This is a genomic window from Ruegeria sp. BHSB064 (assembly GCF_059613205.1).
Genome location: NZ_JBXWSB010000087.1, coordinates 1 through 20,090 on the forward strand (window position 1 = coordinate 1; position 20,090 = coordinate 20,090).

General features: G+C 57.6%; 24 protein-coding genes. 17 read left to right on the plus strand and 7 right to left on the minus strand.

Annotated elements, in window-relative coordinates:
- The 7 genes from AC2FNU_RS17800 to AC2FNU_RS17830 all read left to right on the plus strand — a co-directional run.
- Positions 1-702, plus strand: a 702-nt coding sequence (locus AC2FNU_RS17800) for a cytochrome c oxidase subunit 3 (protein WP_496791018.1), incomplete at its 5' end; no start/stop codon positions are given.
- 157 nt (positions 703-859) lie between these two features.
- Entirely contained in the window at positions 860-1,537 is a 678-nt protein-coding gene (locus tag AC2FNU_RS17805) for an SURF1 family protein (protein ID WP_496791020.1), read from the plus strand.
- A complete protein-coding gene (thrC, locus tag AC2FNU_RS17810; protein ID WP_496791022.1) occupies positions 1,534-2,922 on the plus strand; it encodes a threonine synthase in 1,389 nt (462 codons plus the stop codon). Before AC2FNU_RS17805 ends, thrC begins: the two co-directional genes overlap by 4 nt.
- Positions 2,919-4,181 (plus strand): M16 family metallopeptidase, encoded by a 1,263-nt coding sequence (locus AC2FNU_RS17815; protein ID WP_496791024.1) that lies wholly within the window; start codon positions 2,919-2,921, stop codon positions 4,179-4,181. The genes thrC and AC2FNU_RS17815 overlap by 4 nt, the downstream gene beginning before the upstream one ends.
- Positions 4,181-4,765: a GNAT family N-acetyltransferase gene (locus AC2FNU_RS17820; RefSeq protein ID WP_496791026.1), complete on the plus strand. Its 585-nt coding sequence runs from the start codon at positions 4,181-4,183 to the stop codon at positions 4,763-4,765. Before AC2FNU_RS17815 ends, AC2FNU_RS17820 begins: the two co-directional genes overlap by 1 nt.
- A 102-nt stretch (positions 4,766-4,867) precedes the next feature.
- Complete coding sequence (locus AC2FNU_RS17825; protein ID WP_496791027.1) at positions 4,868-5,686, plus strand: MBL fold metallo-hydrolase; 819 nt, start codon at positions 4,868-4,870, stop codon at positions 5,684-5,686.
- A gap of 38 nt (positions 5,687-5,724) precedes the next feature.
- Positions 5,725-7,140 carry an FAD-binding oxidoreductase gene (locus AC2FNU_RS17830; protein WP_496791029.1) on the plus strand — a complete coding sequence of 472 codons (1,416 nt, stop codon included), beginning with the start codon at positions 5,725-5,727 and terminating at the stop codon, positions 7,138-7,140.
- A gap of 37 nt (positions 7,141-7,177) precedes the next feature.
- Here the strand turns inward: AC2FNU_RS17830 and AC2FNU_RS17835 are convergent, their stop codons facing one another.
- From AC2FNU_RS17835 to AC2FNU_RS17845, 3 genes are all read right to left on the minus strand, one after another.
- Positions 7,178-7,660, minus strand: coding sequence for a fasciclin domain-containing protein (locus AC2FNU_RS17835; protein ID WP_496791030.1), 483 nt, complete (start codon positions 7,658-7,660; stop codon positions 7,178-7,180).
- A gap of 170 nt (positions 7,661-7,830) precedes the next feature.
- Complete coding sequence (locus tag AC2FNU_RS17840; RefSeq protein WP_171669264.1) at positions 7,831-8,370, minus strand: adenine phosphoribosyltransferase; 540 nt, start codon at positions 8,368-8,370, stop codon at positions 7,831-7,833.
- A gap of 83 nt (positions 8,371-8,453) precedes the next feature.
- Positions 8,454-8,588 carry a hypothetical protein gene (locus AC2FNU_RS17845; RefSeq protein ID WP_496791032.1) on the minus strand — a complete coding sequence of 45 codons (135 nt, stop codon included), beginning with the start codon at positions 8,586-8,588 and terminating at the stop codon, positions 8,454-8,456.
- Between the two features lie 107 nt (positions 8,589-8,695).
- Between AC2FNU_RS17845 and AC2FNU_RS17850 the strand changes: the two genes are divergently transcribed.
- Positions 8,696-8,869, plus strand: a complete 174-nt coding sequence (locus tag AC2FNU_RS17850; protein WP_170384937.1) for a hypothetical protein — start codon at positions 8,696-8,698, stop codon at positions 8,867-8,869.
- A 7-nt stretch (positions 8,870-8,876) separates the two neighbouring features.
- Here the strand turns inward: AC2FNU_RS17850 and AC2FNU_RS17855 are convergent, their stop codons facing one another.
- Positions 8,877-9,506 (minus strand): LysE family translocator, encoded by a 630-nt coding sequence (locus tag AC2FNU_RS17855; protein WP_496791035.1) that lies wholly within the window; start codon positions 9,504-9,506, stop codon positions 8,877-8,879.
- 251 nt (positions 9,507-9,757) lie between these two features.
- Here AC2FNU_RS17855 and AC2FNU_RS17860 point away from each other — a divergent pair, with 251 nt between their 5' ends.
- Positions 9,758-10,606, plus strand: a complete 849-nt coding sequence (locus tag AC2FNU_RS17860; protein WP_496791036.1) for an alpha/beta hydrolase — start codon at positions 9,758-9,760, stop codon at positions 10,604-10,606.
- Positions 10,607-10,608: 2 nt separating this feature from the next.
- Here the strand turns inward: AC2FNU_RS17860 and AC2FNU_RS17865 are convergent, their stop codons facing one another.
- Positions 10,609-11,481, minus strand: a complete 873-nt coding sequence (locus AC2FNU_RS17865) for an S-methyl-5'-thioadenosine phosphorylase (RefSeq protein ID WP_496791060.1) — start codon at positions 11,479-11,481, stop codon at positions 10,609-10,611.
- Between the two features lie 793 nt (positions 11,482-12,274).
- On the opposite strand from AC2FNU_RS17865, the gene AC2FNU_RS17870 reads away from it, so the two are divergent.
- Positions 12,275-13,909: a SulP family inorganic anion transporter gene (locus tag AC2FNU_RS17870; RefSeq protein WP_496791038.1), complete on the plus strand. Its 1,635-nt coding sequence runs from the start codon at positions 12,275-12,277 to the stop codon at positions 13,907-13,909.
- A gap of 136 nt (positions 13,910-14,045) precedes the next feature.
- Here AC2FNU_RS17870 and AC2FNU_RS17875 read toward each other — a convergent pair whose 3' ends face one another.
- On the minus strand, positions 14,046-14,651 hold the full coding sequence (locus AC2FNU_RS17875; protein WP_496791040.1) for a flavin reductase family protein: 606 nt from the start codon (positions 14,649-14,651) through the stop codon (positions 14,046-14,048).
- Positions 14,652-14,722: 71 nt separating this feature from the next.
- Between AC2FNU_RS17875 and AC2FNU_RS17880 the strand changes: the two genes are divergently transcribed.
- The 5 genes from AC2FNU_RS17880 (at position 14,723) to AC2FNU_RS17900 (ending at position 17,781) form a co-directional block, all read left to right on the plus strand.
- Positions 14,723-15,217, plus strand: coding sequence for a GNAT family N-acetyltransferase (locus AC2FNU_RS17880; protein ID WP_496791043.1), 495 nt, complete (start codon positions 14,723-14,725; stop codon positions 15,215-15,217).
- A gap of 52 nt (positions 15,218-15,269) precedes the next feature.
- Complete coding sequence (locus tag AC2FNU_RS17885; protein ID WP_496791044.1) at positions 15,270-16,013, plus strand: EcsC family protein; 744 nt, start codon at positions 15,270-15,272, stop codon at positions 16,011-16,013.
- A 136-nt stretch (positions 16,014-16,149) separates the two neighbouring features.
- Positions 16,150-16,611 (plus strand): NUDIX hydrolase, encoded by a 462-nt coding sequence (locus tag AC2FNU_RS17890; RefSeq protein WP_496791046.1) that lies wholly within the window; start codon positions 16,150-16,152, stop codon positions 16,609-16,611.
- Positions 16,612-16,683: 72 nt separating this feature from the next.
- Positions 16,684-17,139, plus strand: coding sequence for a DUF1178 family protein (locus AC2FNU_RS17895; RefSeq protein ID WP_496791048.1), 456 nt, complete (start codon positions 16,684-16,686; stop codon positions 17,137-17,139).
- A gap of 3 nt (positions 17,140-17,142) precedes the next feature.
- Positions 17,143-17,781 carry an SDR family NAD(P)-dependent oxidoreductase gene (locus AC2FNU_RS17900; RefSeq protein ID WP_496791051.1) on the plus strand — a complete coding sequence of 213 codons (639 nt, stop codon included), beginning with the start codon at positions 17,143-17,145 and terminating at the stop codon, positions 17,779-17,781.
- On the opposite strand, the gene AC2FNU_RS17905 is transcribed toward AC2FNU_RS17900, so the two are convergent.
- Entirely contained in the window at positions 17,775-18,131 is a 357-nt protein-coding gene (locus AC2FNU_RS17905; protein ID WP_496791052.1) for a hypothetical protein, read from the minus strand. The two genes, AC2FNU_RS17900 and AC2FNU_RS17905, sit on opposite strands and share 7 nt — an antisense overlap.
- A 165-nt stretch (positions 18,132-18,296) precedes the next feature.
- Here AC2FNU_RS17905 and AC2FNU_RS17910 point away from each other — a divergent pair, with 165 nt between their 5' ends.
- The gene (locus tag AC2FNU_RS17910; protein WP_480801042.1) at positions 18,297-19,535 is read left to right on the plus strand and encodes an aspartate kinase; all 1,239 of its coding nucleotides are present in this window, start codon (positions 18,297-18,299) and stop codon (positions 19,533-19,535) included.
- Between the two features lie 46 nt (positions 19,536-19,581).
- A partial coding sequence (locus tag AC2FNU_RS17915; RefSeq protein WP_496791058.1) for a GAF domain-containing protein occupies positions 19,582-20,090 on the plus strand: 509 nt, incomplete at its 3' end.

The following is a 20,090-nucleotide window of genomic DNA, read 5'->3' on the forward strand; positions in this document are numbered from 1 at the left end:
ATCACATCGTTCATGTTCTGGGGCGGATTTGTCGCCGTCCTGTACTGCATGTTTGCCTGGTGGTCGGACGTTGTTGTCGAGAGCCGTCAGGGCGATCATACCCCGGTTGTGCGCATCGGTTTGCGTTATGGCTTTATCCTGTTCGTGATGTCCGAGGTGATGTTCTTCTTCGCCTGGTTCTGGTCGTTCTTCAAACATCGCATGTACCCGATGTACGACTATGCCGGCACTGAATACATCCAGCCAGACATCCACGCGGTTGATCCGTTCCACCTGCCGCTGATCAACACTCTGGTTCTGCTGCTGTCGGGCTGTGCGATCACCTGGGCGCACCACGCGCTTGTGCATGACAACGACCGCAAGGCACTGATAAACGGTCTGGCCATTGGTATCGTGTTGGGTTTGCTGTTCACGCTGCTGCAGGCTTACGAATACTACGAGCTGCTGGCGCATGAAGGCTGGGTGTTTGGTGGCGACCAGTTCTATTCGAACTTCTTCATGGCGACCGGCTTCCATGGTGCACATGTGATAATCGGAACAATCTTCCTGACGGTCTGTCTGATCCGGGCACTGCGCGGTGATTTTACACCCGAAAAACACGTCGGGTTTGAGGCGGCAGCCTGGTATTGGCACTTCGTTGACGTTGTCTGGCTGTTCCTGTTCTTCGCCGTCTACATCTGGGGTCAGGCTCCGTTCCTGTAAGACCTGCGGGTGAATCCAATTGCAAAAGCCGCCCTTTTGGGGCGGCTTTTTCTCTGTTCCGGGCACAAGATTGCGCCCCATACAATTGCGTGGTTGCTTTTTCGTCCGCTCCGCCCTTAACAAGACGCCGGTTCCTGCAACGAGGTCTGATCCCGCCATGCGCCGCATTCTGTTCCTGCTGATCTTCGCTCTCGCCGGTCTGGGCGTGTTGCTGTCGCTTGGCATTTGGCAAGTGCAGCGTCTGGCATGGAAACAAGAGGTGTTGGCCGAGATTGAAAGCCGCATCTCGGCGGATCCTGTGGATTTGCCAGCGCAGGTGTCAGAAGACACCGACAAATACCTGCCAGTCACCGTTTCGGGCGATATGGAGCCGGGGGAAATCCACGTGCTAGTCTCTGTGAAACAGGTAGGGGCGGGGTATCGCATCATCCAGTCTTTCACCGCCGGGGACCGCACAATTTTGGTGGATCGGGGTTTTGTTCCAACGACAGCCAAAGACACCGAGCGTTTGACCGGCCCGATGGAAATTACCGGGAATCTTCATTGGCCGGATGAGATCGACAGTTACACGCCCGAGGCGGACATCGATGCCAATATCTGGTTCGCCCGCGACGTACCGAACCTGGCCGCTGCTTTGGGGGCCGAACCTGTTCTGTTGATCGCCCGGTCGCAAACCGACCCGAACGTTACGCCCTTGCCGGTTGATACGGCGGGCATCCCGAATGATCACCTGCAATATGCAATCACCTGGTTTGGTCTGGCTCTGGTCTGGGCCGCGATGACCGGATACTTCCTGTGGCGCAGCCGTGCCAATTCTAGGAGTGACGCGACATGAAATACATCTCGACCCGTGGCCAAGCGCCTGAGCTAACATTTGAAGAGGCGATGCTGACCGGTCTGGCCCGCGATGGTGGCCTGTACCTGCCCGCTGAGATACCGGTCATGCCGCAAGGCGAAATCGCTGCCTTGGCCGGATTGTCTTATGAAGAAATTGCGTTCCGGGTAATGTGGCCTTACGTCAGCGGCTCGTTTGCCGAGGATGAGTTCAAGGCGATCATCGCCCGCGCGTATGAAGGCTTTGGTCACGACGCACGTGCACCGTTGAAGCAGTTGAACGAGAATCACTTCCTGCTGGAGCTGTTCCATGGGCCAACGCTGGCATTCAAGGACTTTGCGATGCAGTTGATCGGTCAGCTATTCCAGGTGGCTTTGAAGCGCCGCAATGACCGCGTGACCATCGTGGGGGCGACCAGTGGCGACACCGGATCGGCCGCGATTGAGGCGTTCCGGGGCCTAGATGCGGTGGATGTGTTCATCCTGTTCCCACATGGCCGCGTGTCCGAAGTGCAGCGGCGACAGATGACAACACCAGCGGACAGCAATGTGCACGCTTTGGCAGTTGACGGAGACTTCGACGATTGTCAGGCCGCGCTGAAGGACATGTTCAACGACTTCGACTTCCGCGACAGCGTGAAATTGGCCGGTGTGAACTCGATCAACTTTGCCCGCGTTCTGGCGCAGATCGTGTATTACTTTTTGGCTGCCGTCAGCCTTGGCGCGCCACATCGCAAGGTCAGCTTCACCGTGCCGACCGGCAATTTCGGAGACATCTTCGCTGGCTATCTGGCCAAGCGGATGGGCCTGCCCATTGATCGGTTGGTGGTGGCGACCAACCAGAACGATATCCTGCACCGCTGTTTGAGTGGTGAAGGGTACTTCAAGGGAGATACCATCCCCTCGATCAGCCCCTCAATGGACATTCAGGTCAGCTCGAACTTTGAGCGCGCATTGTACTACGCTTATGGCGAGGATGGCAGCGCGGTCGCTCAGTTGATGGACGAGCTCAAGAATGGCGGCTTCAACGTCAGCCAGGGCGCGATGGAAGCGCTGCGCGAAAGTTTCGACTCGGGACGCGTGTCCGAAGACGAGACGCTGGCGACGATCAAGCACACGCTGGCGCACAGTGCGGAACTGGTTTGCCCGCATACTGCCATTGGTATAAAGGTTGCGGAAGAGCACCGGGCGTCTGACGTGCCGATGATCACTCTGGCTACTGCGCACCCTGCAAAATTCCCAGCTGCGGTCGAGAAGGCGAGCGACGTGCATCCGCCTCTTCCATCCCGCATGTCTGATCTGTATGAACGTCCGGAACGGGTGACCCGCATTGCAAATGATCTGGGTGCCCTCGAGGATCATATCAAAGGGCATATTGCCGAGTGACTGTCAGACAAGACCAACTGAAGAACGGCTTTCGTATCGTCAGTGAACATATGCCGGGGCTGCAATCAGCGGCCATCGGTATCTGGGTGACCGCCGGTGGGCGGCACGAGCGGATCGAACAAAACGGCATCGCGCATTTCCTTGAACACATGGCGTTCAAGGGAACCGAGCGTCGTTCTGCGCTGCAAATCGCCGAAGCGATCGAGGATGTAGGAGGCTATATCAACGCCTATACCTCGCGCGAGGTGACGGCCTACTATGCGCGTGTTCTGAAGGACGACGTCGCGCTGGCCATGGATGTGATCGGCGACATCGTTCTGAACCCGGTTTTCGATCCGCGTGAGATCGAGGTCGAGCGCGGGGTGATCCTGCAAGAGATCGGGCAGGCCTATGACACCCCGGACGATGTCATCTTTGACTGGCTACAAGAGCAGAGCTATCACGACCAGCCCTTGGGCCGGACAATTCTGGGGCCAACCGAAAAGGTCAGTGCGTTCTCACGCGAGGATCTGTCTGGCTTTGTAGCCGAGCATTACGGCCCCGAGCAGATGATCCTGTCGGCTGCAGGTTCCGTGGATCACGATGCGCTGATGAAAATGGCCGAAGAGATGTTCGGGCATCTACAGCCGCGCAAGGGCCTGATCCCGGAAGCTGCCCGGTTCACCGGGGGTGAGGCACGGCAAGAGAAAGAGCTGGAGCAGGCGCACTTTGCACTGGCGCTGGAAAGCCCCGGGTACCGCGACGATGCGATTTATACGGCGCAGATTTATTCGACCGCTTTGGGCGGCGGCATGTCCTCACGCTTGTTCCAGGAGGTGCGGGAAACACGCGGGCTGTGCTACACAATCTTTGCTCAGACCGGTGCCTACGCGGATACCGGTACAACCACGATCTATGCGGGAACCTCGGCAGATCAGGTTGGTGAATTGGCGACAATCACAATCGACGAGATGAAGCGCGCAGCCGAGGACATGAGCGCAGAAGAGGTCGCCCGTGCCCGCGCCCAGATGAAGGCCGGGATGTTGATGGGACTGGAAAGCCCATCAAACCGGGCAGAACGTTTGGCGCGGCTGGTGCAAATCTGGGGTAGAGTGCCCTCGCTTGAGGATACCGTTGCCAAGATCGATGCGGTCGGCACCGAAGATGTGAGAGACTTTGCAGAAACCATGGCTGTACAAGCTCCAGCGGCGCTGGCGCTTTATGGGCCAGTGTATGGCGCGCCAAGTTTGGCCGAACTGCAGGAGAGGCGGGCGGCGTGATGCTGTTGGGCAGACGCAAGCTGAAACTCGAAACCGCGCGGCTTAGCATGCGCCCGCCTGTACATTCCGACTTCAATACCTGGTCCGCTTTGCGGCGGTCTTCAAAAGACTATCTGACGCCGTGGGAACCTGTCTGGGCCAGCGATCATCTAAGCCGCAAGTCTTTTACCAATCGGGTGTATTGGGCGCAGCGTTCGGTCGCCAGTGGCACAGCGATACCGCTGTTTCTGTTTCGCCGCGACGATGATGTTCTGGTAGGGGCTATCACGCTGGACAATATAAGGCGGGGTCCCGCTCAGGCGGGTACTCTGGGATATTGGACCGGTCAGGCTTTTGCCCGGCAAGGGTACATGCGCGAGGCAATTGGGGCCATGGTCCATCACGCCTTTACCCGTCTGGATCTGAGCCGGATCGAAGCCGCGTGCTTGCCGGAAAACCAAGCGTCGCGCGGGTTGCTGGAAAGCTCGGGCTTCAAATATGAAGGTGTGGCGCAGTCTTACCTGCAGATCAACGGACGATGGCGGACACATGTTCTGTATGCCAGCCTGCGATCCGACCGGCGCGGGAAAACCGACGCGGGCTAGGGGGCGCTGCCCCCGTCGCGGCACGCCGCGCCTCCCCCGAGGTATTTTAGGCCAGATGAACAAGGGGCATGACATGGGCGCGTTCTGCGCTACACTTGGGTTATGCGCTGGTTGATTGCAGCAATGATGGTGATTTCGGGTGGGGCTGCGGCGCAGGAGCGGCGGCCAAGCCATTGCATCGCCATTGCTGATGCCGCGCCGGGAATTGAGTATCTTCACAAAGCGGCTTGGCAAGATCCGGTGCCGGAATTTTCTGTGCGGATCAGCTACATCGCGCACGCGTCGTTTCTGATCCAGACACGGGGTGGGCTGAATGCCGTGACTGACTTCACCGGGTTCATCGGCAGCGCGGATTTGATCCCCGATGTCGTGACGATGAACCACGCCCATTCTACTCACTGGACGGCCAACCCCGATCCGGCGATACCGCATGTTCTGCCGGGATGGGGTGAATTCGGGCAGGGCATAGAGCATCATCTTGACCTTGGTGAACTTCTGGTGCGCAACGTTTCGACCGATATCCGGTCAGCCTATGGCGGGGTCGAGGAGCGCGGGAACTCGATCTTTGTGTTCGAGGTCGAGGGGCTGTGTATTGGTCATCTGGGTCATCTGCATCATGTGCCATCAGACGAACAGTTTGCCGCTTTGGGGCGGTTGGATGTGGTCATGGCCGCGGTTGACGGGGGGACCACGATGCCCTTGCCGGACATGATCTCGGTTTTGAAGCGGTTGAAGAGTTCGGTGATTATTCCGATGCACTGGTTCTCGGGGTTCTCGCTGGATCGGTTTCTGATCGATATTCGTGATACATTTCCGGTCGAGCGCAACGGGGTGTCAGAAATCACCGTGTCTTTGCGAGACCTTCCGGACCGCCCGACAGTGATCGTGCTGGAACCGCAGTATCTGATCGATCTGGAATAGGACTTGCCGTAGCCGCATTGCTTGGGCATTGAAGGCATATGAGCTTGAACCCCGCTGATGACCATTTTGCAGACTTGATTCATTCGACGTTGGGCGACAAAGTGCTGCGCCCGGTCGAGGACAGATATCTGGAAGAGCCGCGCGGGCGGTTTGTCGGGAAAATCGGCTTGTTGGCCATGCCGCACAGCACAGAAGAGGTGGCGGCGCTTGTGAAGCTGGCTGCGGACGCACAGGTTCCGATTGTGCCGTATGGCGGTGGCACGGGGCTGGTCGGTGGACAAGTGATGTCGGAAGGTCCGGTGCCTTTGCTGATCTCTTTGGAGCGCATGACAGCCATTCGGGCTGTTTTTCCGAATGAAAACACCCTGGTCGCTGAAGCCGGAGCTATTCTGCAAGACGTGCAGGCCGCAGCCGACGCGGCGGGTCGGTTGTTTCCGCTGTCGTTGGCGGCGCAGGGGTCCTGCCGGATCGGGGGCAATTTGTCGACCAATGCCGGGGGCGTCAACGTACTCCGCTATGGCAACGCGCGCGATCTGTGTCTGGGGCTTGAGGCGGTGCTGCCTAATGGTGAGATCTGGCATGGGCTCAGCCGATTGCGAAAGGACAACACCGGCTATGATCTGCGCAACATTCTGATCGGGGCAGAGGGTACGTTGGGCATTATCACGGCCGCGTCCCTCAAGTTGTTTCCCAAGCCTGCAGTTCAGGGCACGGCCATGTTTCAGGTCGCTTCGCCAGAGGCGGCCATCGACCTGCTGGCGCTGGCGAGGGATCAGGTGGGTGAGACTGTCAGTGCCTTTGAGCTGATACACCGGCAAGGTCTTGATTTCCTGTCAGATGTTCTTCCCGAAGTCCGCCAACCGTTCAGCACCCCGCCGGAGTGGTGTGTGCTGATCGAGCTGGGTCTGGCCGCTGGCCAATCATCTTCAGGTGCGCTGGAGGATCTTTTTGTCACCGCCGAAGATCGCGGGCAGGTTCAGGATGGCGTGATTGCGCAAAGCGAGGCGCAGCGTGCTGAGCTTTGGGCGGTACGCGAACGCATCCCCGAGGCCAATCGTCTGGTCGGCTCGGTTTCGAGCCATGATATTTCGGTCCCGATTTCCAGAATTCCTGACTTCATTCGCGAAGGTGGAAAGATGATCGCTGAACTTGGCCCGTACCGGATCAATTGCTTTGGGCATCTTGGAGATGGCAACCTGCATTACAATGTATTTCCACCCAAAGGGCACAGCCGATCAGAATTTGATGATCAACGCGGTGCGATCAAACAAGCGGTGCATGATCTGGTTGACGCCTATGACGGCTCGGTCAGTGCTGAACATGGGGTGGGGCGTCTGAAGACAGACGATCTGGAGCGCTATGGCGATCCGGTCAAGCTGAGCGCGATGCGGGCCATCAAGGCAGCTTTGGACCCGCAGGGCATCATGAACCCCGGTGCGGTCCTGAAGGTGTGAACACGGCCCACATCCTGGGCCGTGTCCGGTAGTTCCCTTACGACGCAGGCAGGATCACCTTGTCGATCACATGGATCACGCCGTTCTTTGTCTCGATGTCGGCCTGTACCACGTTGGCGTCATTGACCATCACACCAGAATCCAGATCGATTGTGATGTCGCCGCCCTGAACGGTTGCGGCGGTCATGTCGTCGCTCAGATCACCTGACATGACCTTACCTGGCACAACATGGTAGGTCAGAATGGCGACCAGCTGTTCCTTGTTTTCCGGCTTCAGCAAGTCTTCTACAGTGCCTTCAGGCAAAGCCGCAAACGCATCATCGGTTGGGGCAAACACTGTGAACGGACCTTCGCCTTTCAGCGTGTCCACCAGTTCGGCGGCCTGCACTGCAGCGACAAGTGTTTCAAAGCTGCCAGCGGCGACAGCTGTGTCCACAATGTCTTTACCGTGACCATCGGCCAAAGCGGTTGTGCTGAACAGGATCGAGGCGACACCAGCGGCGGCGAGTTTGCGGAACATATGTTAATCTCCCTAGGTTAGAATGCTTCAATCAGCATCACCCGGGTTACGCGGTGACCTCACAGCAAGATCACTTGTTTTGTGCCAACTTGCGACTTGATCAGCAAAAAAGCCGCGCTAAGCCAGAGCGGCTATGGGTTTCCAGTCACGTTTTTGTGAAGATTTTACGCTCAGAGCCCTTCGAACTCGCACAGCACGTGCACGTCCATGCCCATGTCTTCAAGAACTTTCCGGCCTCCCAACTCTGGAAGGTCGATGATGAAGGCGCAAGAGATGATTTCGCCGCCAAGCCGTTCGATCAGCTTGATGCCGGCGGCAGCGGTGCCGCCTGTGGCCAGCAGATCGTCAACAACCAGGATTTTTTCGCCGGGTTGGATGGCATCGTCGTGAATTTCGACAATCGCCTCGCCGTATTCAAGCTTGTAATCTTGGCTGATTGTGGTTCCGGGCAGTTTGCCTTTCTTGCGGATCGGCACAAAACCAACGCTCAGCTGATGCGCAATCGCACCGCCCAGAATAAAGCCACGTGCCTCAAGCCCAACAACCTTGTCGATCCGTTCCCCGGCATAGGGGTGCAGCATCTGGTCGATCGCCATCCGAAACCCGCGCGGGTCGGCAAACAGGGTTGTCACATCGCGAAACATAATCCCTTCGTGGGGGAAATCGACGATGGTTCGGATGTAATCTTTGACAGATTTATTTCTGGACATGGGCCAACCCTTTTAGCGTCAAAACACGCAAGGGTGTTTGGCCCATCATACGGCACCATGCAAGGTGCCATTCCGGCGCACTGTCAGGAGCGGCGGGTCATGATAGCCTTGGGCAGGCTTTTGTAGCGGTACAGCGTGGCGGGCAACCAAGACAGGTGCGGTTTGCGCCAATTGCGTTGATCTCGCAATAGAAATGCCTGAGCAGCATGAAGGTTCATTGCCATATTCCTTTTATTGTTGTTAAGTGCCCGATAACGACAATCACTATGCTATGTATATACAATGCATCGCCTAAAATTGCAAGATGATGTTGGGGACAGTGCGCGTGGCTAAGAAAGACGGCAAGGGATCGACCAAGAAAAACAGTCAGCTGGTCCTGCGCTTGGACAAAGATGAGCGCGACGCTTTTGTCGAGCTGTGCAAAGAGCTGGATACGTCAGCCGCACGCGAAATACGCCGGTTTATCCGTGGTTTCATGAAAGAACACGCCGAGGACTAAGCGCGCCTCACGCCGGGCGGCGCAGAACCACCGTCGCGACTCCCATTCCGATCAAAGTCAGACCACCAAACCGCGTCAATGCCGTGATAACACTGGCGCGGCCAATCACGCGCCGCAGCCGGTCAGCCAGCAGGGCATAGGCCAATGCGTTCAGCCAGGCCAGACCCACGAAAGTCACGATCAGGATGGCGAATTGCGGACCCAGCGGATCAGTTGGGCGCAGGAACTGCGGGACAAAGGCAATGAAAAAGGCGATGGATTTCGGGTTCAACGCGGTTACCGCAGCGGCGTGCCCAAATACGTTGCGCGCCGTTACATCGCGGTCGGTATCGACCGCATTCAGCCCACCGGACGGTGCGCTTCGCAGCAGTTTGATCCCAAGCCAGACAAGATAGGCGGCCCCGATCCATTTGAGCACAGAAAACAAGGTGGCAGATGCCAGCACCAGCGCGCCCAACCCCAACAGAGAGGCGGTCATCGCGATAAGATCCCCCAAAGCGACTCCGCTTGCCGAAGCAACAGCGACGCTGCGGCCCTTGGACAGCGCATAGCTAAGCACCAACAACACAGTCGGGCCGGGGATCAGCAGCAAAGCGGTGGAAGCGGCGACAAAAGCCAGCCAGAGTTCAAGCGACATGGTGTCTCCTGTAAAGGTGTCGTCACACCAAGCCTGTGTAGCATGCCAACGTCAAGCCTCTGCCTTGATCGTTTGACTGTTTTTGAGGCGACAAGATCGAGAACTTGTGCGTTTCTCGCATCTTGATCGCAAATCTCATGGATTCGGGCAGTGTGACAACGGCTTGAAGTTTGGATGAAGCTTTGCTCATTCATCTTGAAACGGTTCAGAACCTGCCCAGACTAAGGGGCATAATTTCGCAGGAGGCAAAGGTGCAGATCCAAAGTACAGATACCAGTACGTTGAAGCGGATCAATCGCTTCAAACGGTTGCTGCTTGGCCTCTTGCTGGCCAGTGGCGTCGTGTATTGTCTCATCGTTGGATACATGTACTTCAACCAACAATCGTTGCTTTACAAGCCAGAAGGTGAATTGCCGGATCCAGCCTCGGTTTCTTTGGCGGATATCGATGTGCTTTCGCTGCCGATGTCCGACGGTACAGTTCTGACGGCTTGGACCGCGCCGGCAGCCGCTGAAGGTGCCCCGACCGTATTGTTCTTTCACGGCCAGAGCGGCAATCTGAGCGACCGCGCGGATCGGTTCCGAGAAATACTGAACAGTGGTTACGGGCTGCTGGCGCCAAGCTATCGCGGGTTTCCCGGCAGTGCAGGCGTGCCGTCCCAGGCGGGTTTGATCTCGGACGGATTAGAGTTGTTTGACCAATTGCACAGCGCCGGAGAGCCAGTTGTTCTACTTGGCCAAAGCCTTGGAACAGCAGTGGCTGCGGCGGTCGCGGCACAACGGCCCGAGGCCGAGATGCTGGTGCTGGAAGCGCCGTTTACGGCGACCGTGGATGTGGCGGCTGAACGTTACCCTTGGTTGCCCGTAGCAGCCCTGATGCGCGACCAGTTCCCGACCCGAGACATCATCGACACAATCGAGGTGCCGACATTGATCTTCCACGGTACCGACGATCAGACCGTTCCCGTGCATCACGCAGAACGCCTTGCCGACATGGGCGGCGAAGGGGTGGAGTTCTTCTCGGTTCCCGATGGAACCCACAACGACTTGTGGTCACATGGTCTGTGGCAAACCGTTCAGGACCGTTTGCCACAAAGGTAACGTCAAAGAACGCGCCCGGCGACCGCGTCCAGCTTGGCTAACAGTGCCGGGTCGCGTTTTTCAGGTGCAGTCAGGATCGCGTATTCCAAGGCCCTGTCACAACCATGCGGGCAAGGTTCACGTTCAGCCCCCAGCAACGCAGGCAGACCTTTGACCAATGCACGACCCTTGTCTGCGTTGCCGGTCAGCGTTGCGATGATGGCGGCTACGTCAACCTCACCATGGTCCGGGTGCCAGCTGTCATAATCCGTGACCATCGCGACCGAGGCGTAACAAAGCTCGGCCTCACGGGCGAGCTTGGCTTCGGGCATGTTGGTCATGCCGATCACGTCACAGCCCCATTGCTCGCGATACATCTTGGATTCTGCGAGGGAAGAAAACTGAGGCCCCTCCATCGCCAGATAGGTGCCGCCACGATGGATGTTGATGCCTGCGGCTTTCCCCGCGGTTTCGCAGGCGTCCGACAGGCGCGGGCAAGTCGGATGCGCTACGCTGACATGAGCGACGCACCCAGTTCCAAAAAAACTCTTATCCCGTGCAAAAGTCCGGTCGATGAACTGATCGACAATCACGAAGTCGCCGGGTGCCATATGCTCGCGGAACGATCCGCAGGCTGAAACCGATATCACGTCTGTCACACCCAACCGTTTCAAAGCGTCGATATTGGCGCGATAGGGCACGTCGGTTGGCGAATGCACATGCCCACGCCCATGTCGCGGTAGAAAAGCCATTTCGACCCCGCCCAGTGATCCGGTCAGGATCTGGTCCGATGGCGTTCCCCACGGAGTTTCAACCTCGACCCATTCCGCATTTTCCAGCCCGTCGATCTCATAGATGCCTGATCCGCCAATGACGGCAATCTTGGTTTGGGTCACAGTCCTGCTCCACGTATTGAATTGCTGTTGAATTTGTGCGGGTTGGGGGTGCTTTTTACAAGGGGTCCAATCCTGTTTCGGTAACAGGTTGCGCAGACGGGATTGTGTCTTGAAATCAGCCCAGGCTGTACCGAATGTGTCCAGTGGCCAGGTTAAATCCTGCGATTGCCCATGCCTGTCACGAAATTCAAAGCGATACGCGTCCCCGGCCAGCATGGCATCTAACACGTCCTTCGCACGCTGATCTTCGAAGGTGCAGCTAAGCCCGGTCAGGCAACCGGGACGCCGCGTGCGCCAGATGGTTTCGTTACCCTTGTCGATGCGAAACCCGGACGGATTGAAAAGGGTGCCGGGTTCCATCCCGAATTCCACCTTGAAACCTTGGGCCTCTGGAGTGATGAAAACGAACTGCGCTGCAAATTTCGGTCGCAGCGAAAACACCTCAGCCCGTCGGATGTAACACCGCTGTTTCAACGCCCCATGTTCTTCGCGCTCGTCGCAGATCGAATTCCATATCCCGAAAATCTCATGATGCGTTACCCGCCAGTTCCCGGCCGTGTCGTTACCTTCCAGATCCTGGGCGAAAGCGGGAAAAGCTGAGAATAGAAAAAGGATGATCCAACGCATGTTCCCACAGTTGGTTGCTGAATCGTAGACCCGCAAGTCACGTTGCCGCGAGGCCGAGCTATGCGTCAAGCACATGGCTGCTTCCCGCTTGGTGCGGTGGCTCAACACTCTTGTGTCCGCTACATAGGCGCCTTCGCGCGAACATAAAACCCTATAGGACAAACCAATGCCCCGAGCCTTGCTGGCAAGTTTTGCCAACCGCGTTGCCATGCCAGATCTGCGCTGGGTGCCAGATGAGGGGCTGACCTTCTCTCGCCTGCGGATCGAACTCTTGTCCGGCTTGACCGTAGCTCTTGCGCTGGTGCCCGAGGCTGTGGCCTTTGCCTTTGTAGCAGGCGTGCACCCGCTGGTTGGTCTCTATGCGGCGTTCCTGGTGGGCCTGATTACGGCATTGATCGGCGGACGGCCCGGTATGATCTCGGGCGCAACCGGCGCTTTGGCTGTGGTTATGGTCGCGCTGGTGGCCGAACACGGGGTCGAATACCTTTTCGCGACTGTTGTTCTTATGGGAATTCTCCAGGTTATCGCCGGGGCCATGCATTGGGGGCGTTTCATCCGCTTGGTGCCGCATCCGGTGATGCTGGGCTTTGTGAACGGTCTGGCTATTGTGATCTTTCTGGCCCAGATGGGACAGTTCAAAGTGCCCGGAACCATGGAAAACACCGGCCATGGCATGAGCGGGGGCGAGTGGCTTTCGGGTGCGCAGCTTTTTACAATGCTGGGTCTTGTCGCGCTGACCATGGCGGTGATCTGGGTGATGCCCCGTATCACTCGCATCATCCCGGCGCCGTTGGCCGGTATTCTGGTGGTCGCGGCACTGGTGATCGGTCTGGGACTGGACGTGCCACGCGTTGGCGATCTGGCGTCGATTGAAGGCGGCCTTCCCACCTTCCACATCCCGATGGTGCCGCTGAACTGGGAAACGTTTGAGATCATTCTGCCTTATGCTGTCATCCTGGCGGCCATTGGCCTGATCGAATCCCTGCTGACACTAAACCTTGTGGGTGAGATCACCGGGAAACGCGGTGGCGCGTCTCAGGAATGTATCGCGCAGGGCGCGTCGAACATCGTGACCGGTTTTTTCGGTGGCATGGGTGGCTGCGCGATGATCGGTCAGTCGATGATCAACGTGAAATCCGGCGGACGTACACGTATCGCAGGTATCGCGGCGGCGCTGTTCCTGCTGGTCTTCATTCTTTTTGCTTCACCCCTGATCGAGCAAATCCCGCTGGCCGCTTTGGTCGGTGTGATGTTCATGGTGGTGATCGGGACCTTTGCGTGGAACTCGTTCAAGATCATGCGCAAGGTTCCCATGACGGATGCGTTCGTGATCGTGCTGGTGACTGTCGTGACTGTGATGGAGGATCTTGCGGTTGCCGTTGTGGTCGGTGTCATCGTCTCGGCCCTGGCCTATGCCTGGAACAACGCAAAACGCATTCACGCGGTTACGCGCGACTCTGCGACCGAAAAGGGCGCGAAGGTCTACGAAATTCAAGGACCGCTCTTCTTCGGGTCTTCTGATGGTTTCATCGAGTTGTTCGACGTCCCGAACGATCCTGAAACTGTGATTGTTGATTTTGCAGAAAGCCGGGTGGTGGATCAGTCTGCATTGCAGGCCATCGAAAACATTGCTGCGAAATACGAAGCCGCAGGAAAACGTGTCATGCTGCGCCACCTGAGCCGCGATTGTCATAAGCTGTTGAACAAGGCAGGACACCTGATGGTCGACAGTGACGATGACCCGGATTACGAACTGGCGGTCGATTATTCCGTCCGCACCGGTATTCTGGGCGGACACTAAGCCTTTTGCGAGGCTCTGCCTCGCGCTCCGAGGTATTTGACGCCAGATGAATAAAGGATCCCCTGCTTCATCTGGCTAAAAATACCTCGGGGGAGTCGCCCGGAAAGGGCGGCGGGGGCAGCGCCCCCGGATCACGTCAGTCGTCCGGGCGATTGAGTGAGAACAACTCGGACACCACGGAATAGTCCCGGTACCCAAGACGCGCCAGGGGTTGGAAAGACGTCACATCAAACTTGCCGTCCCGGATGTGATCATCGTGCAGGTGAACGCCGATTACTTCGCCAAACACAACCCGATTTGCTTCACCGGGTAGAGTGACGAACTGGGTGAGCTTGCATTCCAGTGCAGCAGGAGCCCCTGCAATCCGGGCGCATGGAATCGTTTCGCATTCGACGGGCGACAGCCCGGCATGTTCAAATTCATCAATTTCTTTTGGCAGTCCGGCCGAACTGGCGTTCATCGCGTCTCGATGCGCATGAGCTACGACGTTTACGCAGAACACGCCGGTGGCTTCGATATTGGCGATGCTGTCCTTGCCTCCGTTCTGATCGTGTTTGGTGCCGGTTGAGGCAAACATCACTTGCGGCGGTGTGTAGGCGACACCATTGAAAAAGGAATAAGGCGCCAGATTGTTGATCCCATCTGCATCCCGGGTTGAGATCCAGCCGATCGGGCGCGGTGTGATAATGGCGTTGAACGGATTATGCGGCAGGCCGTGGCCGTCTTCGGGGCGATAGAACATCTGATCTCCAAGCGTTTGCCCAAGGCGTAGCGAAGTGCTAGGGCGATTTCCAGCAAGGAAAAGAGGGCAGGGTGCAGCAATTCGGGATCAGGCCGGAAGAGCCGGACGATTGGTGGGAGGTCGAAGCCCTCTATGACCTGTGCTTTGCGCCGGGTCGCGAGGCTTTGTCATCTTACCGGTTGCGCGATGATGTGCCTCCGGTTGAGGGGCTGTCTTTGGTCGCGCGCGACGGTCAGGGTATTCTGGCCGGTGCAATCCGGTTCTGGCCCGTTCATGTGGGCGATCACGATGCGTTACTGTTGGGGCCGGTTGCCGTTCACCCCACCCATCAGGGCGAAGGTTTGGGCGGGTATCTGATCCACGCCGGTGTTGAGGCCGGGCGCATGCGCGGGTGGCAGCGGGTCATGCTGGTGGGGGATGAGCCTTACTACAAACGGTTCGGATTCGCGCGTTTGAATGGGGTCGAGATGCCGCCGCCCACCAACCCTGACAGGGTTTTGGGGTTGGAATTGAGACCCGGCGTATGGTCCGGGATAGTGGGGGCAGTGACCCGTTGGAGCCGCTGACCTATTGAATCCACGCCGCGCAACGCCGATGTTGATAGGTAGGAGGGCGTAGATGCAGAACGTGGTTCTTGTCGAAAACGTGGATGCCGAGGCCGAACTGGATCGTCTGGCGGATCACTACCGATCTGCCGGTGGTGCTGGCGTCAAACTATTGAACAAGCTGGGTGGATCAGCCGAATCTTTGCTTGAGCAGTTGCCGGAACCGGTGCGGCATGGCTTGACCGGAGCTACAGAACAGGCCCTGTGGCTGGCGATGCATGCAGCGCAGGGTTCACGGCGCGCGGTTCCCGATCAGAAACCCTGGGTGAATACCGCTGTCACGACGGCCATGGGTGCAGCTGGAGGGCTGGGTGGGGTTTCAACAGCTTTGATGGAATTGCCCGCAACAACCGCCATGCTGCTGCGCGCCATTCAAGGGGCGGCTGCGCGTGAAGGCTTTGATCCTACAGCAGAGAATGTGAAATTCGACTGTGTGCGGGTTCTGTCCGCCTCGGGGCCGCTTTCCCATGACGATGGCGCGGATCTTGGCTTTTTCTCGGTTCGCTTGACCCTGACCGGTCCCGCTATGCAGCGCCTGATTGCAGCGGTTGCACCTCGCTTTTCGATTGTGCTGGGGCAAAAGCTGGCAGCCCAGTCTGTACCCGTACTCGGAGCCTTGGCCGGCGGTGGAACGAACTATGTCTATACGCGGTACTATCAGCAGATCGCACGCGTGCATTTTGGATTGCGACGGCTGGCAATCGACGCCGATATTCCCCATGACGAATTGGTGCGGCAACTCGCAGCCCGAATGTAAATTTGCGCATCAAACCTGCGCCTGACTTGGCGATAAACACATTATATGGTATCTTGTAGTGTGCCTTGTACCAAATGGGTTCGCTTTGATCCCGTGTGCGAAGGGGCGGGGTTTTGACCGAAGGAACCGGCAGGTCATGAAACAAAGGCTGCTGCGTCTTGAAGATCTAAACGCTGCGGAACAACCCGTTTTGCAGCAGGCCGCTGCACTGTGTTACCGGATCAAAGGCAATCGGCCCGAGGTTTTGCTGATCACGACACGCAAGGCGCAACGTTGGATTATTCCCAAAGGTTGGCTCATCCCGGGCTTGTCCCCGGCTGAAACGGCATTGCAGGAGGCGTGGGAAGAGGCAGGAGTGACCGGTCTAAGCAGCGGGGTTCGGCAGGGGCAATTCCTTCATCACAAGCATCAACTGAATCGACCACCCGTGTTGATTCTGGTGTATGTGTTCCCGGTTCACGTGCGGTCCATTTCGCAGGATTTCCCGGAACAGGGGATGCGCAAACGCAAGTGGTATCCGCTCAAAAAGGCAGCTCTAAAGGTACATTCGCCCGGGCTGTCCAATCTGTTACGAGACTTTAAGCCATACGCGCATTAAGATCAGGCCAGAGAGGCTTGATATTGTCATTCTGGTCGGTATCTATTCGCCAATCGTTATTTTGGACTGAACATGATTCAATACGCGTTGAAATGCAGTGAAGGCCACACGTTCGACAGTTGGTTCCAATCCGCCGAAGCCTACGACAAACTGGCTGCGGCTGGGATGGTAACTTGCGCGGTCTGCGGATGTGAGCAGGTTGAAAAGGCGATCATGACGCCGCGCGTGCGTCCGGCGCGAAACGCGAAGCCGAAACTACAACAACCGCCTGCTGCAGAAGAGAAAATCGACGTTGCCACCCCGTCGCCGGAAATTGAGAAGGTTCTGGCCGAGATGCGGCGGCATGTCGAAGAAAACTCGGATTATGTCGGTAAGGATTTTGCCAGCGAAGCGCGCAAGATTCATCTGGGCGAGGCCCCGGACCGCGCCATTTATGGAGAAGCCAAGCCAGACGAGGCAAAATCGCTGATCGAAGATGGCGTGCCGGTCGCCCCGCTTCCCTTTGTTCCCAGCAGAAAGACGAACTGACATATGCATGTCGTGATCACCGGCGCCAATCGTGGCATCGGACGCGCTCTGTCCCAGCGCTATAGCGACAGGGGAGCAGTTGTTACCGGAACATCGCGCGATGACAGCGCGCAATTGTGTCTGGACGTAACGGATCCAGAGCAACAGGCGGCAATGGCTGAACGGTTGAAGGATCAACCCGTCGACCTTCTGATCTGCAATGCAGGTGTGTATCTGGACAAGGGCCACACGATCAACGACTACCCGGCCGACATGTGGACGCAGAACTTTGCGACCAACGTTACCGGCGTGTTCCTGACCATTCAGGCCTTGCTGCCCAATCTTCGCGCGTCAGGCGGCAAGGTGGCGATCCTGTCGTCGCAAATGGCCTCGCATACCCGCGCGCCGGGCGGCAGCTATATCTACCGCGCGTCCAAGGCGGCGGTGTTGAACTTGGGGCGCAATCTGGCGACTGACCTTAAAAATGACGGTATTGCCGTTGGTATCTATCACCCGGGCTGGGTTCAAACGGACCTGGGCGGTGTCGCGGCTGACATTCATGTCGACCAAGCCGTGTCCGGCCTGATGGACCGTTTTGATGCGTTGTCGCTGGCCACCACAGGGTGTTTTGAAACCTATGACGGGCAGCCGCACGCTTACTGAGCAGCCAGTGCGGCTTTGGGGATCTCGTAGACCTCGCCTGGATCAATATAGACCACCATCAAATCGCCACGCGTTTCATAAGACATTTTCGAGGTCGAGCTGCTGGATTCCGGCACGCCATCCTTGAAATAGATGTTGCGTACTTGTCCGCCGCCCAGCGCAACGGCAAGCGTTGTTGTGCCGTCATCGTGGCGGCGCAGCTCTGCATTGCAGCTTTGTAGCGGATCACCTGCATTGGCGGCGCAGGGCACAGTCCCCAATGCGTTTTGGCCATCAGTCCCAGCGACGCTTGCGACTTGGGCAAAGGCTGGCGATGACATTAGAGCAACGGCAAGGGCTAGGCGAAACATAAAGAACCTCTTGAATTGGTTGTTGTCCGCAGGCTGACACCGAGCTCTTGCAAAGTAAAGCGGCCCTGCGCCGCAGGCAGACGCCTTTTGCGCCCTTGCTCTTGGGATGCCCCTCGCATATGAGGCACGGAACCTCTAATCCACGGCGCGGAGACTTTTGCCCCCATGCCCTTACTCGTAATGAAATTCGGCGGTACGTCTGTCGCCAATCTGGACCGCATCCGCCGTGCTGCCAAGCGCATTGGAGTGGAAGTTGCCAAAGGCTATGACGTGATTGTCATCGTCTCGGCCATGTCCGGCAAAACCAACGAGCTGGTGGGCTGGGTGAATGAGACGTCACCGCTGTTTGACGCGCGTGAATATGATGCCGTGGTGTCTTCGGGTGAAAACGTCACCGCTGGCCTGATGGCCCTGACCTTGCAGGAAATGGATATTCCCGCACGCAGTTGGCAAGGCTGGCAGGTGCCCTTGCTGACCACCAGCGCCCACAGCCAGGCACGGATCGAAGAGATCCCGACCGAGAACCTGAACCAGAAATTCGGTGAAGGTATGAAAGTGGCTGTTGTTGCTGGTTTTCAGGGTCTTAGCCCTGAGGGCCGGATCACAACGCTGGGTCGCGGCGGATCGGACACCACGGCTGTGGCCTTTGCAGCAGCGTTCGGTGCCGAGCGGTGTGACATCTACACAGATGTGGACGGTGTTTACACCACTGACCCTCGCATTTGCGAAAAGGCCCGCAAACTGGACCGTATTTCGTTCGAGGAAATGCTCGAACTTGCATCGCTGGGTGCGAAAGTGCTGCAAACCCGCTCGGTCGAACTGGCGATGCGCTATAAAGTGAAACTGCGCGTTCTCTCAAGTTTCGAAGAACAATCCGACGAGGCCGGTACTCTGGTCTGCGACGAGGAGGATATCATGGAATCCAATGTTGTGGCCGGTGTGGCCTATTCCCGTGACGAAGCCAAGATGACCGTCGTATCGGTGGCCGACCGCCCTGGTATCGCCTCGATCATCTTCACCGCCCTCAGCGATGAGGGTGTGAACGTGGACATGATCGTTCAGAACATCTCGGACGAGGGTCGCACGGATATGACATTCTCCTGCCCGACCGATCAGGTGGCCCGCGCTGAAAAAGCGCTGACGGCGATCAAAGAGGCCGGCGAGTTGAACTATGCGGAGCTGGTTGCCGACAATGACGTCTGCAAAGTCTCGGTCGTGGGAATCGGTATGCGCTCGCAGTCGGGCGTTGCGGCTAAAATGTTCAAGGTGCTCTCGGATGAGGGGATAAACATCAAGGTCATTACAACCTCTGAGATTAAAATTTCCGTTCTGGTCGACAGGAAATACATGGAACTTGCTGTTCAGGCGCTGCATGATGCCTTTGAACTGGACAAGGCGGCCTGAGGTTTTCAGCCAAAGGTCTCGCCTGACACACTAAACTGGGTGGGCCATGGCGGACGGCACCGAAACAGAATCCCGCAAGCTGCTGCGGCGGTTGCGCGAAGAGATGGCGAGCGAGGCGGCCGGTCAGGAACGTCTTGATCGGATTACCCATCTGATTGCCGATAGCATCCGGGCCGAGGTGTGCTCGATCTATCTGTTCCGCGATGAAGAGACGCTGGAGCTGTGTGCGACCGAAGGTCTCTCTCCTGAATCGGTTCATAAGACGCGGATGCGCATGGGCGAGGGTCTTGTGGGGCGCGTCGCCAAGTTCGGCAAGGTCGTAAATACCGCGGACGCGCCATCCGAAAAAGGGTTCCGGTACATGCCGGAAACCGGCGAGGAACGGTATTCGTCCTTTCTGGGCGTGCCGGTTCAGCGCCTTGGGGAAAAGCTGGGCGTTCTGGTTGTCCAGTCGCGTGAGGCGCGCGAGTTTTCTGCGGATGAGGTTTATGCGCTGGAAGTGGTCGCTATGGTTCTGGCCGAAATGGCCGAACTTGGCGCTTTTGTTGGTGAAGG